Raw genomic sequence first — 15,368 nt, 5'->3', positions numbered from 1 at the left:
GGGTCAACGTGGCGCAGGCGGAAGTATTGAATCAGGAATCGCTGGCTAAGCAGGTTTTACAAGAGACCTTCGGCTACCAGCAATTTCGCCCGGGCCAGGAAACCATCATTGATACGGCGTTGGCCGGGCGCGATTGCCTGGTGGTGATGCCAACCGGCGGCGGCAAGTCGCTGTGTTATCAGGTTCCGGCGCTGGTACTGGGCGGTCTCACCGTCGTGGTATCGCCGCTTATTTCCTTGATGAAGGACCAGGTCGATCAACTGCTGGCTAACGGCGTGGCGGCGGCGTGCCTGAACTCAACGCAGAGCCGGGAGCAGCAGCAGGACGTGATGGCCGGCTGCCGCAGCGGGCAGATTCGCCTGCTGTATATCGCCCCGGAGCGCCTGATGCTGGACAACTTCCTTGAGCATCTTACGCACTGGAATCTGTCGATGGTGGCGGTAGACGAGGCGCACTGTATATCCCAGTGGGGACACGATTTCCGTCCGGAATATGCCGCGTTAGGGCAGCTGCGCCAGCGGATACCGCACATCCCGTTTATGGCGCTGACCGCCACGGCCGATGACACTACGCGTCGCGACATTGTCCGCCTTCTGGACCTGAACGATCCGCTCATTCAGGTCAGCAGCTTCGACCGTCCCAACATCCGCTATATGCTGATAGAGAAGTTTAAGCCGCTGGATCAGCTGATGCGCTACGTGCAGGACCAGCGCGGTAAGTCGGGCATTATCTACTGCAATAGCCGGTCAAAAGTGGAAGATACCGCCGCTCGCCTGCAAAGCCGCGGCATCAGCGCCGCGGCCTACCACGCCGGGCTGGAAAACCATATCCGCGCCGACGTGCAGGAGAAATTCCAGCGCGACGACCTGCAAATCGTAGTGGCAACGGTGGCCTTCGGTATGGGTATCAACAAACCGAACGTCCGCTTTGTGGTGCATTTCGATATTCCCCGCAATATTGAGTCTTATTACCAGGAGACCGGGCGCGCCGGGCGCGATGGGCTGCCTGCCGAAGCGATGCTGTTTTACGATCCGGCGGATATGGCGTGGCTCAGACGCTGCCTTGAAGAGAAGCCTGCCGGGCCGCTGCAGGACATTGAACGCCATAAGCTCAACGCGATGGGGGCCTTTGCCGAAGCGCAAACCTGCCGCCGTCTGGTGCTGCTCAACTACTTTGGTGAGGGGCGCCAGGAGCCCTGCGGCAACTGCGATATCTGCCTCGACCCGCCGAAACAGTACGACGGCTTAATGGATGCGCGTAAGGCGCTGTCGACGATTTACCGCGTCAACCAACGTTTTGGTATGGGCTATGTCGTGGAAGTGCTGCGCGGCGCTAATAACCAGCGTATTCGCGATATGGGGCACGATAAGCTGCCGGTCTACGGTATCGGGCGCGAACAGAGCCATGAGCATTGGGTCAGCGTTATCCGTCAACTTATTCATTTGGGGCTGGTGACGCAGAATATTGCCCAGCACTCTGCGCTACAGCTTACCGAGGCCGCGCGTCCGGTCCTGCGCGGCGACGTAACGCTACAGCTTGCCGTACCGCGTATTGTGGCGCTGAAGCCGAAAGCGATGCAGAAATCCTTCGGCGGTAATTACGATCGTAAGTTGTTCGCTAAGCTGCGCAAATTGCGTAAAGCGATTGCCGACGAAGAGAATATCCCGCCCTACGTGGTGTTTAACGATGCGACGCTAATTGAAATGGCCGAGCAAACGCCGCTGACGGCCGGTGAGATGCTCAGCGTCAACGGTGTCGGTACGCGTAAGCTTGAGCGCTTTGGTAAAGAGTTTATGGCCCTGATCCGGGCGCACGTGGATGGCGATGATGAGTAGTCAGCCAGACGAAAAAGTGCAAATATAGTTTTCGTCCTGACTATTTTCCTGCGAGTTAATCATGTTGACGCTTTTCTTCACCGTGGCGCTGGTGCATATCATTGCGCTGATGAGTCCTGGCCCGGACTTTTTCTTTGTCTCACAAACCGCTGTTAGCCGCTCCCGCAAAGAGGCGATGATGGGCGTGCTGGGGATCACCTGCGGGGTGATGGTATGGGCGGGCGTAGCCCTGCTCGGCCTGAACCTGATTATCGAGAAGATGGCCTGGCTGCATACCATTATTATGGTCGGCGGCGGACTGTATCTGTGCTGGATGGGCTTCCAGATGCTGCGCGGCGCGCTGAAAAAAAGCGAAGCGGCAGCGGCGGTTGAGCCTCAGGTCGAACTGGCGCGCAGCGGCCGGAGCTTCCTGAAAGGGCTGCTGACTAATCTGGCTAACCCAAAAGCGATTATCTATTTTGGCTCCGTGTTCTCGCTGTTTGTCGGTGACAGCGTCAGTTCCGGCGCGCGCTGGGGGATTTTCCTGCTGATCGTACTGGAGACGCTGGCCTGGTTTATGGTGGTTGCCAGCCTGTTCGCCCTTCCGGGCATGCGCCGCGGCTACCAGCGGATGGCGAAGTGGATCGACGGCATCGCCGGTACGCTATTCGCTGGCTTCGGTATTCATCTGATTATTTCGCGTTAACCCTTCAGCGTCCCGCCCAGGAGATTATGGGCGGGCCGGGTATTAATGACGGAGCTGCTGCAAATCGTCGGACGTGAGGCCGGTCATTTCCATAACCGCAATAGTATCAATGCCCGGCTCGAGCATGGCCTTTGCGACGTTAAGAAGCGCAGCACGTTCGCCCTCTTTTATGCCTTCCTTAATTGCCCTTCTGCATACCTTCCTCAAGCCACTTTTCTGCCAGAGTCATCAGTACGGTAATTTGCTGTTTATCTATACATCAGGCGTGGCGGGCGGAAGCCAGCAGGGCGCCGACCAGCATAAACAGGGAGCCAAAGACCTTGTTTAGCGCTTTCATCTGCTTCGGTCCCTTAATCCACGCGGCAATACGCTGCGCCAGCGTGGCGTAGCCAATCATCACGATAATATCGACCACGATCGTGGTGATGCCGAGCACGAGGTACTGCATCACCTGGGGCTCATTCGGCACGATAAACTGCGGGAACAGCGCGGCGAGGAACACGATGCTTTTCGGGTTGGTCAGATTTACGAAGACCGCGCGTTTAAAGAGTTTGCCGCGGGTCTGCGCTTTCGCCAGGGTGTTAAGATCGATAGAGCCGGCAGCTCGCCATTGCTGAATGCCGAGCCAGATAAGATAAGCGGCGCCCGCCCATTTAAGAATTTCAAAGGCCAACAGCGAACGGGAAAACAGCGTGCCCAGGCCAATACCCACCAGCACAATATGGATGCCGAGCCCGGTCTGTAGACCGGCAATAGAGGCCGCCGCGCCGCGATAGCCATGGTTGATTGAGGTGGTCATGGTATTTATCGCCCCGGAGCCGGGTGACAGGCTGAGAATAATCGATGTCAGCAGATAGGCAAACCACCACTCGAACGTCATGAGAAACTCCCTGATTGTCTGTTTTTATGCCACAATACGCTATTGTGTAAGCATTGTGTGATGCACGACAAAAAAACGATTTTCAGCGGTTATCAGGGGTGTAAGCCCGATGTTTTTGCAGCAAAAGGACTGGGAAACACGAGAAAACGCGTTTGCGGCCTTTACCATGGGGCCACTGACCGATTTCTGGCGTCAGCGGGAAGAGGCTGAATTTACGGGCGTGGATAACGTTCCGGTGCGCTTTGTTCGTTTCTGCGCCAACAGTCATGATCGGGTCGTGGTTATCTGCCCGGGTCGCATTGAAAGCTACGTTAAGTACGCCGAAGTGGCTTACGATCTTTTCCGCAGCGGCTTTGACGTGATGATTATCGATCATCGCGGCCAGGGGCGCTCCGGGCGAATGCTTTCAGACACCCACCGCGGGCACGTCGTTAATTTCAGCGATTACGTCGACGATCTCGCCGCGTTCTGGCAGCAGCAAGTGGCGCCCGGACGCTGGCGAAAGCGGTTTATACTCGCCCACTCCATGGGCGGTGCCATTGCGACGCTATTTTTGCAGCGCTACCAACAGCATTGCGATGCGATGGCGCTCTGCGCGCCGATGTTCGGTATCGTTATGCGCCTGCCTGACTGGATGGTGCGCCATATTCTCGATTGGGCTGAGGGCCATCAGCGCATTCGTGAAGAGTATGCCCTCGGTACCGGCCGCTGGCGCGCGCTGCCCTTTGCGGTCAACGTACTGACGCACAGCCGCCAACGCTATCGCCGCAACCTGCGTTTTTACGCCGATGAGCCGCAGCTACGGGTCGGCGGGCCTACGTTCCACTGGGTGCGCGAGGGGATTCTTGCCGGCGAAGAGGTGCTGGCCGGTGCGGAGAAAGACGTCACGCCAACATTATTGCTCCAGGCGGAAGAAGAGCGGGTGGTCGATAATCGTATGCACGATCGCTACTGTGAACTTCGCGCCGCTGGCGGTCACCCCTGTGAAGGGGATAAGCCGTTTGTCATAGAAGGGGCATACCATGAGATCCTTTTTGAAAAGGACGCCATGCGCTCGGTCGCGCTAAACGCTATCGTCGATTTTTTTGGTCGACACACTTAATCCGGCGAAACGCTCGTCGCCCTGCTTAGAGGTTAAAATTTTTATGTACCAGGTTGTTGCGTCTGATTTAGATGGCACGCTGCTTTCTCCCGATCACTGCCTAACCCCCTACGCCAAAGAGACGCTGAAGCTGCTTACCGCACGCGGTATCAACTTCGTGTTCGCGACCGGCCGCCACTACATCGATGTTGGGCAAATTCGCGATAATCTCGGCATTAAATCCTATATGATCACCTCGAACGGCGCTCGCGTGCACGATAGCGAAGGAAAGCAGATCTTCGCCCACAACCTTGACCGCGATATCGCCGCCGACCTGTTCGAAATGATGCGTAACGATCGGGCGATTGTGACCAACGTCTATCGTGAAGATGAGTGGTATATGAATCGCCATCGTCCGGAAGAGATGCGCTTCTTCAAAGAAGCGGTGTTTAACTACAAGCTGTACGAGCCGGGCGAGCTGGACCCGGAAGGCATCAGCAAAGTCTTTTTCACCTGCGATAAGCATGAGCATTTGCTGCCGCTGGAGCAGGCGATCAACGCCCGCTGGGGCGATCGCGTGAACGTGAGCTTCTCTACCGTCACCTGCCTTGAAGTGATGGCGGGCGGCGTGTCGAAAGGGCATGCGCTGGAGGCGGTGGCGAAAATGCTTGGCTATAGCCTGAAAGAGTGTATCGCCTTCGGCGACGGTATGAACGATGCGGAGATGCTGTCAATGGCGGGCAAGGGCTGCATTATGGCCAACGCGCACCAGCGGCTGAAAGATCTGCACCCTGAGCTGGAAGTGATTGGCAGCAATGTTGATGATGCCGTTCCCCACTACCTGCGTAAACTCTATCTTGACTAAAAAAGATTGACGATTGTTTTTTTAATGAGCAGTTGTCAACCTGTCACTTCGCTACAATGGGTGTTCTTTACTCTACGAGACATTCATTGTGGCGCTACTGATTATCACCACCATTCTGTGGGCCTTTTCCTTTAGCCTCTATGGCGAATACCTGGCAGGCCACGTTGACAGCTATTTTGCGGTGCTGGCGCGCGTTGGCCTGGCGGCACTGGTGTTTTTGCCCTTCCTGCGCACCCGCGGGCAGAGCCTGACCACTATCGGCCTGTATATGCTGGTAGGAGCGATGCAGCTCGGCATTATGTATATGCTGAGTTTCCAGGCCTATCTGTACCTGACGGTATCTGAGCTTCTGCTGTTTACCGTCCTGACGCCGCTCTACATCACGCTGATTTACGATGTGATGAGCCGCCGTCGCCTGCGCTGGGGCTACGCCTGCAGCGCGCTGCTGGCGGTTATCGGCGCGGGCATCATCCGTTATGACCAGGTGACCAATCATTTCTGGACCGGTCTGATCCTGGTGCAGCTCTCCAACATCAGCTTCGCGATTGGCATGGTGGGCTACAAGCGGCTGATGGAAACGCGTCCGATGCCGCAGCATAATGCCTTCGCCTGGTTCTACATCGGGGCGTTTCTGGTGGCGGTGGTTGCCTGGACGATGCTGGGTAACGCGCAGAAAATGCCGGAAACCTCGCTACAGTGGAGCATTCTGGTGTTTCTTGGCGTGGCGGCATCGGGAATTGGCTACTTTATGTGGAACTACGGCGCCACCCAGGTCGATGCCGGTACGCTCGGCATCATGAACAATATGCACGTGCCCGCCGGGTTGCTGGTGAACCTGGCCATCTGGCAGACGCAGCCACGCTGGCCGAGCTTTATTATTGGCGCTCTGGTGATCCTGGCCTCGCTATGGGTTCATCGACGCTGGGTCGCTCCGCACTCCGCACAAACGGCAAATGGTCGCAAGCGTGATTCCGCGCTGAGCGAATAAACGCTTCGGTGACCGGCTGACGTTGCTCGCCGTCGCGCACCGCGGCGTACAGTCGGCTCCACAGTCCTTCGCCCAGGGTTTTGGTGACCACCAGACCCTGGCGCTCAAAGCTTTCCACTACCCAGTGCGGCAGGGCGGCGATCCCCATCCGCGCCGCCACCATCTGAATTAACAGCAGCGTATTGTCGACGCTTTTCAACTGCGGGCTGATTCCTGCTGGCTGTAAAAAGTGACGCCAGATATCCAGGCGCGCGCGCTGCACCGGGTAAATCAGCAGCATTTCGGTCGCTAAATCCTCAGGCGCAATGCGCATCTTTGCCGCCAGCGGATGGTCCGGCGCCATCACCAGGCGCACTTCGAAATCAAACATCGGTGAATAGTGCAGGCCGCTGCGCGGCAGGATATCTGAGGTCATCACCAGATCCAGCTCGCCCTGCTGCAGGCCCGGCTGCGGATCGAAGATCACCCCGGACTGGAAATCCACTTCCACATGCGGCCAACGGGCGCGAAAACTCTCCAGCGCCGGGGTCAGCCACTGGATACAGCTATGGCATTCGATAGCGATACGCAGCCGGGTTTGCTGCGGCTCATTGCAATCCTGCAGGGCGCGGCTGATTTGCGGCAGTACCTGATTTGCCAGCTGCAGCAGGATCTCTCCCTGCGGCGTAAAGCGTAGCGGCTGGCTTTTACGCACAAACAGACGGAAGCCGAGGCGCTGTTCCAGATCGCTGAACTGGTGGGACAATGCGGATTGGGTCTGGTGCAGGGCCGCCGCCGCCCCTGCCAGAGAACCGCTATTCCGCAACGCCTGGAGCGTTTTCAGGTGTTTAATTTCGATCATGAAAGTCCTTCACTTCGGCATGAATAATTTGCGCTTGAGGAATATACAGTAACTGCCAATTATGGATGTGTAAACATCTGGACGTCTAAATCCTTTATCTTTCGAATTTATGGTGCGTTGGCTGCACTTCCTCACCCCAGTCACTTACTTCAGTAAGCTCCTGGGGATGAGCAAGTTTGCCGCCTTCCCTAAATCCGAAATCTTTCGGATTGCAATTATGAGGCTCAAAAAATGACAATTATTAACCACACCCTCGGTTTCCCTCGCGTTGGCCTGCGTCGCGAGCTGAAGAAAGCGCAAGAAAGCTACTGGGCGGGCAATACCGGCCGCGAAGAACTGCTGGCTGTCGGCCGCGAGCTGCGCGCTCGTCACTGGGCTCAACAGAAGCAGGCCGGCGTTGACCTGCTGCCGGTAGGCGATTTCGCCTGGTACGACCATGTTCTGACCACCAGCCTGCTGCTTGGTAACGTGCCGGCTCGTCATCAGAACAAAGACGGCTCCGTTGATATCGATACCTTGTTCCGCATTGGCCGTGGCCGCGCGCCGACCGGCGAACCGGCGGCGGCGGCGGAAATGACCAAATGGTTTAATACCAACTACCACTACATGGTGCCGGAATTCGTAAAGGGCCAGCGGTTCAAACTGACCTGGACCCAGCTGCTGGATGAAGTGGATGAAGCACTGGCGCTGGGTCACAAGGCGAAACCCGTCCTGCTCGGGCCGGTTACTTACCTGTGGCTCGGTAAGGTTAAAGGCGAGCCGTTCGACCGCCTGAGCCTGCTGAACGATATTCTGCCGGTTTACCAGCAGGTGTTGGCTGAACTGGCAAAACGCGGCATTGAATGGGTGCAGATTGATGAGCCGGCGCTGGTACTGGAACTGCCGCAGGCGTGGCTGGATGCCTTCAAACCGGCTTACGAGGCGCTTAGCGGCGAGGTTAAGCTGCTGCTGACCACCTACTTTGAAGGCATTACCGATAACTTCGATACCATCGCCGCGCTGCCGGTACAGGGTCTGCACGTGGACCTGGTGCACGGCCAGGATGATGTCGCCGAACTGCATAAACGCCTGCCTGCCGACTGGCTGCTCTCCGCCGGACTGATCAATGGCCGCAACGTCTGGCGCGCCGATCTGAGCGAGAAATACGCGAAAATTAAAGCTATCGTCGGTCAACGCGAACTGTGGGTCGCCTCTTCCTGCTCCCTGCTACACTGCCCAATTGATTTGAGCGTGGAAACGCGGCTCGATGCTGAAGTGAAGAGCTGGTTTGCCTTCGCCCTGCAAAAATGTGAGGAGCTGGCGCTGCTGCGAGATGCGCTGAACAGTGGCGATACCACCGCGATTGCTGAATGGAGCGCGCCGATTCAGGCCCGTCGCCACTCAACCCGCGTGCATAACGCGGCGGTGGAGAAGCGTCTGGCGACCATCACCGCTCAGGACAGCCAGCGCCAAAGCGCCTATCAAGTTCGCGCCGCAGCGCAGCGCGCCCGCTTTAAGCTACCTGCCTGGCCGACCACCACGATCGGTTCTTTCCCGCAGACCACCGAGATCCGCGGCCTGCGTCTGGACTTTAAAAAGGGCAACCTGGATGCGAACAACTACCGCACCGGCATCGCCGAACACATCCGTCAGGCGATTATGGAGCAGGAGCGCCTGGGTCTGGACGTGCTGGTACACGGTGAAGCCGAGCGTAACGACATGGTGGAATACTTCGGCGAACACCTGGATGGGTTTATCTTCACTCAGAACGGCTGGGTACAAAGCTATGGTTCCCGCTGCGTCAAACCGCCGGTGGTGATCGGCGATGTCAGCCGTCCGGAGGCGATTACCGTTGAGTGGGCTAAATACGCTCAGTCGCTGACCGATAAACCGGTAAAAGGCATGCTGACCGGCCCGGTGACCATTCTTTGCTGGTCCTTCCCGCGTGAGGACGTCACCCGTGAAACGATTGCGAAGCAGATTGCCCTTGCGCTGCGCGACGAAGTGGCGGACCTGGAAGCCGCTGGTATCGGTATCATCCAGATCGACGAACCGGCGCTACGCGAAGGTCTGCCTCTGAAGCGTAGCGACTGGGATACGTATCTGGCGTGGGGCGTGGAAGCTTTCCGCATCAACGCGGCGGTAGCGCAAGACGACACGCAAATCCACACCCACATGTGTTACTGCGAGTTCAACAACATCATGGATTCTATCGCCGCGCTGGATGCGGACGTCATTACCATCGAAACTTCGCGCTCCGATATGGAGCTGCTGGAGTCGTTCGAAGCGTTCGACTATCCGAATGAAATCGGGCCGGGCGTGTACGACATTCACTCTCCGAATGTGCCGAGCGTGGAGTGGATCGAAGCGCTGCTGAAGAAAGCCGCGCAGCGTATCCCGGCCGAGCGCCTGTGGGTAAATCCGGACTGCGGCCTGAAAACCCGCAGCTGGCCGGAAACCCTGAGCGCGCTGACCAACATGGTCAAGGCCGCGCAGAACCTGCGCCAGGCATAGTGTAGCCACGCTTTCCGGCTCCCGGATGGCAGCATAATAACCACAGCGCTATTCAGTGCTCTTCCCCCGGTGGCGGCTGACGCCTTACCGGGTCTACGGGGTTACCGCCGTCTGTGGGCAGGTAGCCCGAATAAATGCAGCGCAACCCGGGAAATGTGCTCATCCTGACCACTATCTGCTCAAGGAGGCTTCGGCCTCTTTTTTCGTTTCTGCTGCCGGCAAAACGATCGTTAATTCGCCTTTATGACGCTCCTCACAAATATAATAACATTATATTGTTATAACAATTGCACACAAAAATAATAAAGGAACCTCTGTATGGACTACAACAAGGTGGGACACGCGATTGTGAAACACTGCGGCGGCCTGGCGAATTTGCTGCACGTGACGAACTGTATGACTCGCGTACGGATGACCATAAGCGATCCATCGCGGGTCGATATCGCCGCGCTCAAAAGCATCGAAGGCGTACTCGGCGTGGTGGAGGACGATACCCTGCAGGCGATCGTCGGGCCGGGCAAATCGACCAAGGTCGCAAACGTGATTAACGATTTGCTTAAGGGGCAGCCTGCGGATGCTACCCCGTTAAGCGATGTTGAGCAAAAAGCAAAGCTGGCGCGGGAAAAGGCGAAAAAGCAGACCCGTAGCAAAATTATCCTTAAACATATCGCCAATATTTTTGTACCGATCCTACCGTCGTTGATCGCCGCCGGTATTCTGATGGGGATTAACAACTTGCTGGTGAACTCCGCCGCCTCCTGGGCGCTGGCGCATCAGGTGGCGGCGCTGGGGGATCTGTCGCCAACCCAGGTGGTGCTCGATCAACGGCACCTGCTCGGCATCAGCCAGTTCCTTGATATCGTCTCTAAAGCGCTGTTCGGCTTCCTCGCCATCTATACCGGCGTGACGGCGGCGAAAGAGTTTGACGGCAACGCGGTGATGGGCGGCCTGCTGGGGGCGATCACCATCGTGCCGCAGATTACTGCGCTGGGGCTGATTCCGGGGCAGGGCGGGCTGATCGGCGTCATTCTTTGCGCCTGGCTGATGTGCCTGTTGGAAAAGCAGGTTCGGCGCTTTGTCCCGGATATTGTTGATGTGGTGGTCACGCCGACCATCGTACTGGTGGTGATGGCAGCGGCGCTGCTGCTGGTGATTATGCCGGTGGCGGGCGTTATTTCTAACGGTATCCTCCACGGGCTAAACGGCCTGCTCTCTACCGGCGGCATTGCGGCGGGCTTTGCGCTCTCGGCGCTGTTCCCGTTCCTGATCTCGCTCGGCCTGCACCATGGCTTGTTCCCTATTCACCTGGAGATGATCAACGCGACCGGGCACGCTCCGTTGTTCGCCATTCAGATTATGTCCAACGCCGGAATGGTTGGCGCGGCGACGGCGGTTCTGCTGCTGACGCGCGATCCGATGATGAAGAAAATCGCCAAAGGGGCGATCCCGACCTCCATCCTGGCGGTGGGAGAGCCGACGATTTTCGGCGTCAATATCCCGGCCGGTTTCGCCTTTATTACCGGTTCTATCGGCGCCGGCTTTGGCGGAATGATGGTGGTGCTGCTGGGGGTTTCGACCAACGGCGTGGGCGCCGCCGGGCTCTCCGCGCTGCCGCTCATCGCCGACGGTAAATATTTACAGTACATCCTCTCATGGTTAACCGGCTGCGCCGCAGCCTTCGTGCTGACCTATATCGTCGGCAAAGTACGCGGTTACGATAAAGAAACGGCGTGAAGGAAGAGTGAAGGAGTAAAGCATGAAAGCGATTATGTTGATGTTTGATTCGCTGAATAAGCGCCTGCTGTCGGCCTACGGCAGCGACAGGGCGATCACGCCGAATTTTCAGCGGCTGAAGGAGCGTACGGTTCGTTTTGATAACGCCTATGTCGGCAGCATGCCCTGCATGCCCGCGCGCCGGGAGCTGCATACCGGACGCTATAACTTTTTACATCGCGGCTGGTCACCGATCGAGCCGTTCGATGATTCGGTTCCGGAGCTGCTCAAGAAGAACGGCATTCACACCCATCTGGTGACGGACCATAAACACTACTGGCGCGACGGCGGGGCGACCTATCACTCTCGCTACAGTACCTACGAGTTTGTGCGCGGTCAGGAGGGCGATGCCTGGAAAGGCGTGGTAAATAAGCCGAAATACCGCTACGAATCCGGCGAGCCGGAGGAGATCAAACAGCGGCGCATCGCCAGCCGGGTTCAGCATCAGATCAACGCGCAGTTTATGCAGAACGAAGAGGATCATCATCTGGCGCGGACGATTGGCAAAGGGCTGGCGTTTATCGACGCCAACCACGCCAGCGACAGCTGGTTTCTGCAGCTGGAGTGTTTCGATCCGCATGAGCCGTTTTTTGTGCCGGAAAAATACCTGAAGATGTACGGCATTGACGATCCCGCGCAGTTCGACGGCTGGCCGCCGTACTACTTCGTCACCGAAAGCGCCGAACGCAAGAGCGTGATCCAACGGTACTACATGGCGCTGCTGACGATGGTGGATGCGTACGTCGGGAAGGTGCTGGACTATATGGATCGTTACGATCTGTGGCGCGACACGCTGCTGATCGTCAACACCGACCACGGTTTTCTGCTCGGCGAGCATGAGTGGTGGGGGAAAAATATCATGCCGTTGTATAACGAAGTGGCGAATGTTCCCTTATTTATCTGGCATCCGCAGTACGGCGGCGCGGGCGAGTCTCGTCAGGCGCTGGCGCAGACCATCGATCTTCCCGCGACGCTGTTGGACTGTTTTGGCCTGAATAAACCGGCGGATATGCAGGGCGTCTCGCTGTTGCCCGCGTTGCGCGACGATACGCCGGTACGCGACTATGCCCTGTTTGGTTATCACGGCTGCCATATCAATATTACTGATGGTCGCTATGTTTATATGCGTTCGCCCGTTGAGCGCGGCGTTGATGGCCTGTACGAATACACCCTGATGCCAACGCGGATCAACCGCCGCTTTACACCGCAGGAGCTACGCGCAACGACGCTGCATCCGCCGTTTCGCTTTACCAAGGGCTGCCCGGTAATGAAAGTTCCCGCCGAGTCGGTAATGACCCGCGGCGCCGATCGCTTTGGTCATCGCTTGTATGATTTACAGAGCGATCCGACGCAGCAAACCCAGTGTCGGGATCAACAAGCGGCGCGGCGACTGCGGGAGCAGATGATTTTCATGATGCAGGAAAACGATGCGCCCGGCGAACTGTACGCGCGCTACGGGCTGGACGATGCGCAAGGCCCGCTGCTCGGGCGGGATCCGCATCTGCTGCCGGAGCTGTCCGCTTTTGCGCCGCAGGTGCGCTACGGGCTGTATGCGTTGCTGCAGCATCTGGAGGGGGGCGGACAGAACGCTCTGGCTGAAAAGCTGCGGGCCGCCTGTCAGCCGAACTGGGATCGGCAAAATTTGTGGGCGTTCGTGCAGAACGAGGTTCCGGAGGAGCAGCATCAGAGCGTGTACTATAAGATGGCGTTAGAAATGCGACTTGATTAAGGGGTACCCCCGGCCACGGCCGGGGAACAGGAGTGCGAAGTTAATGAAAGAAGAACTGGACTATTCTCGCGGGGCGAAGCCTTTGTACGCCCAGCTATACGACATCCTGCTGGAAAAGCTGAGGTCCGGAACCTACAAGAAGAATGATGTCCTGCCTACCGAAGCCGAATTTGAAGAGCTGTTCGGCGTTAGCCGCATCACGGCCCGGCGCGCGCTGGCCGAGCTTGCCGCAAAAGGGCTGGTCAAACGCCAGGCCGGTATTGGCACCATGGTCATCAGCACCTCCGAGAAACAGGGTGTAAAAACCCGCATTCGACTGATTGACGGCCAGCAGCAGCACTCTATTTCGCGACATAATCTGACACTTGAGCTGCTCTTACCGCCGCCGGAAGTGGCGCAGGCGTTCGTGCTCCCGGCGGAGCAGAAAATTCAGCGTCTCACCCGTACGATCTATCGACAAAACGAACTTCCCGCGCAGGTAAACTATATCTGGCTGACGCCGCGTCTGGGCGAACTGACGTTAGACGCATTTAAAGAAGGATTGTACAGCGCGCTGGAACAGCGCGGCGAGAATATCGATAGCTATAAAGACACCATTACCGCCGAGCTGCCGACGACCCAGGACTGCGATATTTTGCAGGTTGCCGCAGGCGAGCCGCTGCTGGTGAAGACTCGCCAGGGATTTAACGATCGCGGCGAGCTGGTGGAATATACCATCGCCCGCCATATCGCCAGCTGCTATCAGTACATTGTAGAGAACAGTTAATGGCAGAATTTACCGGGCCATCAAAGCAGGGGAAATTAGCATGATTCATGGCTGCCACGTGATGGCAAAGCCGAGCGGCTCGGTGTGTAATATCGATTGCACCTACTGCTTTTATCTGGAAAAAGAAGCGCTTTATCCGGAACGGAATAAAAACTGGCGCATGTCCGATGAGACGCTGGAAAACTATATTCGCCAGCATATTGCCGCCCAGTCCGGCGATGCGGTGACCTTTGCCTGGCAGGGCGGCGAGCCGACGATGATGGGGCTGCCGTTCTTTCGCCGGGTCGTTGAGCTGTGTGACAAGTACGCCAACGGTAAGAAGATAGAACATGCGCTGCAAACTAACGGCGTACTGGTGAACGATGAGTGGGCGCGTTTTTTTGCCGAGCAGGGTTTTCTGGTGGGCTTGTCGATAGACGGTCCGGCGCATCTACATAACCAGTACCGCGTCAACCGCGCGGGAAAGGGAACCCACGAGAAGGTCGTTGCGGCGATGGCGCTATTGAAGTCCCATAACGTTGAGTTCAACACCCTGACCGTGGTCGGCAAGCATAACGTTGATCACGCCCGCGAAGTGTACGATTTCCTGCTGGCGGCCGGTTCGCGCTATATGCAGTTAATCCCGCTGGTCGAACGGATGAGCAGCGACGCCTCGGCTCCGCTACAGCTGGTACTGCCGGGGGAGAGCGCGGCGCGGCTGGCGCCCTGGACGGTACCCTCCTGGCAGTTCGGCGAGTTTCTTAACCAAATTTTCGATATCTGGGTGCGTCGCGACGTCGATCGCGTCTATGTGCAGATGTTTGACGTCGCCCTGGCGGCGTGGACCGGCCAGCCGCCGGTGCTGTGCGTACATTCGGCCACCTGCGGCCACGCTTTTGCGCTGGAATCGAATGGCGATCTGTATAACTGCGATCACTATGTTTACCCGGAGCACAGGCTGGGCAATATTCATCAGCAGAGCATCCGGGAGCTGAACAATAGCGCGCAGGCCATCGCCTTTGGTCAGGCGAAGCAAGAGACGCTAACGGCAGATTGCCGCCGCTGCGAGTTTCGTTTTGTTTGCCACGGCGGCTGCCCGAAGCATCGTTTCGCCGTTTCCCCGAGCGGCCGTCCCGGCCACAGCTATCTGTGCGCGGGCTATCAGCACTTTTTCAAACACGTGACGCCATATATGAACGTCTGGCGGCAGCTCCTGGACAACGGTTATCCGCTTCCGGCGATAATGCAGTGGCTGGCGCAAGAGGCGCAGCAGGCGCCGATGATGGCTTCCCGCAACGACCCTTGCCCCTGCGGCAGCGGGCGTAAATATAAAAAATGCTGCGGCGCGCAGCATTGAGAATGCTGAACCAGCAAGGTAGCGCCCAATGGCTGGAGGTTGTTCAGGGCGGATCTCTTTGACTACCGTTTAACGTTTTCTGAAACGAGGCTGTTG

Annotated in this window: 12 protein-coding genes and 1 pseudogene; 10 read left to right on the top strand and 3 right to left on the bottom strand. The window is 57.4% G+C overall.

The features are described 5' to 3' along the window. Positions 1-8: 8 nt before the first annotated feature. Positions 9-1,835 carry an ATP-dependent DNA helicase RecQ gene (recQ, locus tag EGY08_RS13915; RefSeq protein WP_123828590.1) on the top strand — a complete coding sequence of 609 codons (1,827 nt, stop codon included), beginning with the start codon at positions 9-11 and terminating at the stop codon, positions 1,833-1,835. 61 nt (positions 1,836-1,896) lie between these two features. Next, positions 1,897-2,520: a threonine export protein RhtC gene (gene rhtC, locus EGY08_RS13910; RefSeq protein WP_004127480.1), complete on the top strand. Its 624-nt coding sequence runs from the start codon at positions 1,897-1,899 to the stop codon at positions 2,518-2,520. A gap of 42 nt (positions 2,521-2,562) precedes the next feature. On the opposite strand, the pseudogene EGY08_RS31325 reads toward rhtC, so the two are convergent. Both EGY08_RS31325 and rhtB read right to left on the bottom strand, forming a co-directional pair. Next, positions 2,563-2,755: pseudogene (locus EGY08_RS31325) on the bottom strand (ISNCY family transposase); the annotation flags it as partial. Between the two features lie 24 nt (positions 2,756-2,779). Continuing rightward, entirely contained in the window at positions 2,780-3,400 is a 621-nt protein-coding gene (rhtB, locus tag EGY08_RS13905) for a homoserine/homoserine lactone efflux protein (protein ID WP_004127485.1), read from the bottom strand. A 109-nt stretch (positions 3,401-3,509) separates the two neighbouring features. Here rhtB and pldB point away from each other — a divergent pair, with 109 nt between their 5' ends. The 3 genes from pldB (at position 3,510) to EGY08_RS13890 (ending at position 6,334) form a co-directional block, all read left to right on the top strand. Continuing rightward, positions 3,510-4,502: a lysophospholipase L2 gene (gene pldB / locus EGY08_RS13900; RefSeq protein ID WP_004127488.1), complete on the top strand. Its 993-nt coding sequence runs from the start codon at positions 3,510-3,512 to the stop codon at positions 4,500-4,502. Between the two features lie 43 nt (positions 4,503-4,545). Continuing rightward, positions 4,546-5,346, top strand: a complete 801-nt coding sequence (yigL, locus tag EGY08_RS13895; protein ID WP_004127491.1) for a sugar/pyridoxal phosphate phosphatase YigL — start codon at positions 4,546-4,548, stop codon at positions 5,344-5,346. Positions 5,347-5,434: 88 nt separating this feature from the next. Further along, entirely contained in the window at positions 5,435-6,334 is a 900-nt protein-coding gene (locus EGY08_RS13890) for a carboxylate/amino acid/amine transporter (RefSeq protein ID WP_004127495.1), read from the top strand. On the opposite strand, the gene metR is transcribed toward EGY08_RS13890, so the two are convergent. Then, the gene (gene metR / locus EGY08_RS13885) at positions 6,222-7,175 is read right to left on the bottom strand and encodes an HTH-type transcriptional regulator MetR (RefSeq protein WP_004127498.1); all 954 of its coding nucleotides are present in this window, start codon (positions 7,173-7,175) and stop codon (positions 6,222-6,224) included. The genes EGY08_RS13890 and metR overlap by 113 nt on opposite strands. Before the next feature lie 231 nt (positions 7,176-7,406). Here metR and metE point away from each other — a divergent pair, with 231 nt between their 5' ends. From metE to EGY08_RS13860, 5 genes are all read left to right on the top strand, one after another. Further along, the gene (gene metE, locus EGY08_RS13880) at positions 7,407-9,668 is read left to right on the top strand and encodes a 5-methyltetrahydropteroyltriglutamate--homocysteine S-methyltransferase (protein WP_123828589.1); all 2,262 of its coding nucleotides are present in this window, start codon (positions 7,407-7,409) and stop codon (positions 9,666-9,668) included. Positions 9,669-9,986: 318 nt separating this feature from the next. Continuing rightward, entirely contained in the window at positions 9,987-11,402 is a 1,416-nt protein-coding gene (locus EGY08_RS13875) for a PTS transporter subunit EIIC (RefSeq protein ID WP_004127504.1), read from the top strand. Positions 11,403-11,424: 22 nt separating this feature from the next. Continuing rightward, positions 11,425-13,170, top strand: coding sequence for a sulfatase (locus EGY08_RS13870; protein ID WP_123828588.1), 1,746 nt, complete (start codon positions 11,425-11,427; stop codon positions 13,168-13,170). Positions 13,171-13,213: 43 nt separating this feature from the next. Next, entirely contained in the window at positions 13,214-13,936 is a 723-nt protein-coding gene (locus tag EGY08_RS13865) for a GntR family transcriptional regulator (RefSeq protein ID WP_004127511.1), read from the top strand. Positions 13,937-13,976: 40 nt separating this feature from the next. Continuing rightward, positions 13,977-15,272 (top strand): anaerobic sulfatase maturase, encoded by a 1,296-nt coding sequence (locus EGY08_RS13860; RefSeq protein ID WP_123828587.1) that lies wholly within the window; start codon positions 13,977-13,979, stop codon positions 15,270-15,272. Positions 15,273-15,368: the final 96 nt, after the last annotated feature.

The organism is Klebsiella sp. FDAARGOS_511 (genome assembly GCF_003812845.1).
Lineage (GTDB): Bacteria > Pseudomonadota > Gammaproteobacteria > Enterobacterales > Enterobacteriaceae > Klebsiella > Klebsiella grimontii.
This window is presented reverse-complemented; position numbering and strand designations above follow the sequence as displayed.

Bases quoted from the DNA above. Each gene is read 5' to 3' on its own strand.
- rhtC (WP_004127480.1), top strand. From the start codon at position 1,897: ATGTTGACGCTTTTCTTCACCGTGGCGCTGGTGCATATCATTGCGCTG.
- rhtB (WP_004127485.1), bottom strand. From the start codon at position 3,400: ATGACGTTCGAGTGGTGGTTTGCCTATCTGCTGACATCGATTATTCTC.
- pldB (WP_004127488.1), top strand. From the start codon at position 3,510: ATGTTTTTGCAGCAAAAGGACTGGGAAACACGAGAAAACGCGTTTGCG.
- yigL (WP_004127491.1), top strand. From the start codon at position 4,546: ATGTACCAGGTTGTTGCGTCTGATTTAGATGGCACGCTGCTTTCTCCC.
- metR (WP_004127498.1), bottom strand. From the start codon at position 7,175: ATGATCGAAATTAAACACCTGAAAACGCTCCAGGCGTTGCGGAATAGC.
- metE (WP_123828589.1), top strand. From the start codon at position 7,407: ATGACAATTATTAACCACACCCTCGGTTTCCCTCGCGTTGGCCTGCGT.
- EGY08_RS13875 (WP_004127504.1), top strand. From the start codon at position 9,987: ATGGACTACAACAAGGTGGGACACGCGATTGTGAAACACTGCGGCGGC.
- EGY08_RS13870 (WP_123828588.1), top strand. From the start codon at position 11,425: ATGAAAGCGATTATGTTGATGTTTGATTCGCTGAATAAGCGCCTGCTG.
- EGY08_RS13865 (WP_004127511.1), top strand. From the start codon at position 13,214: ATGAAAGAAGAACTGGACTATTCTCGCGGGGCGAAGCCTTTGTACGCC.
- EGY08_RS13860 (WP_123828587.1), top strand. From the start codon at position 13,977: ATGATTCATGGCTGCCACGTGATGGCAAAGCCGAGCGGCTCGGTGTGT.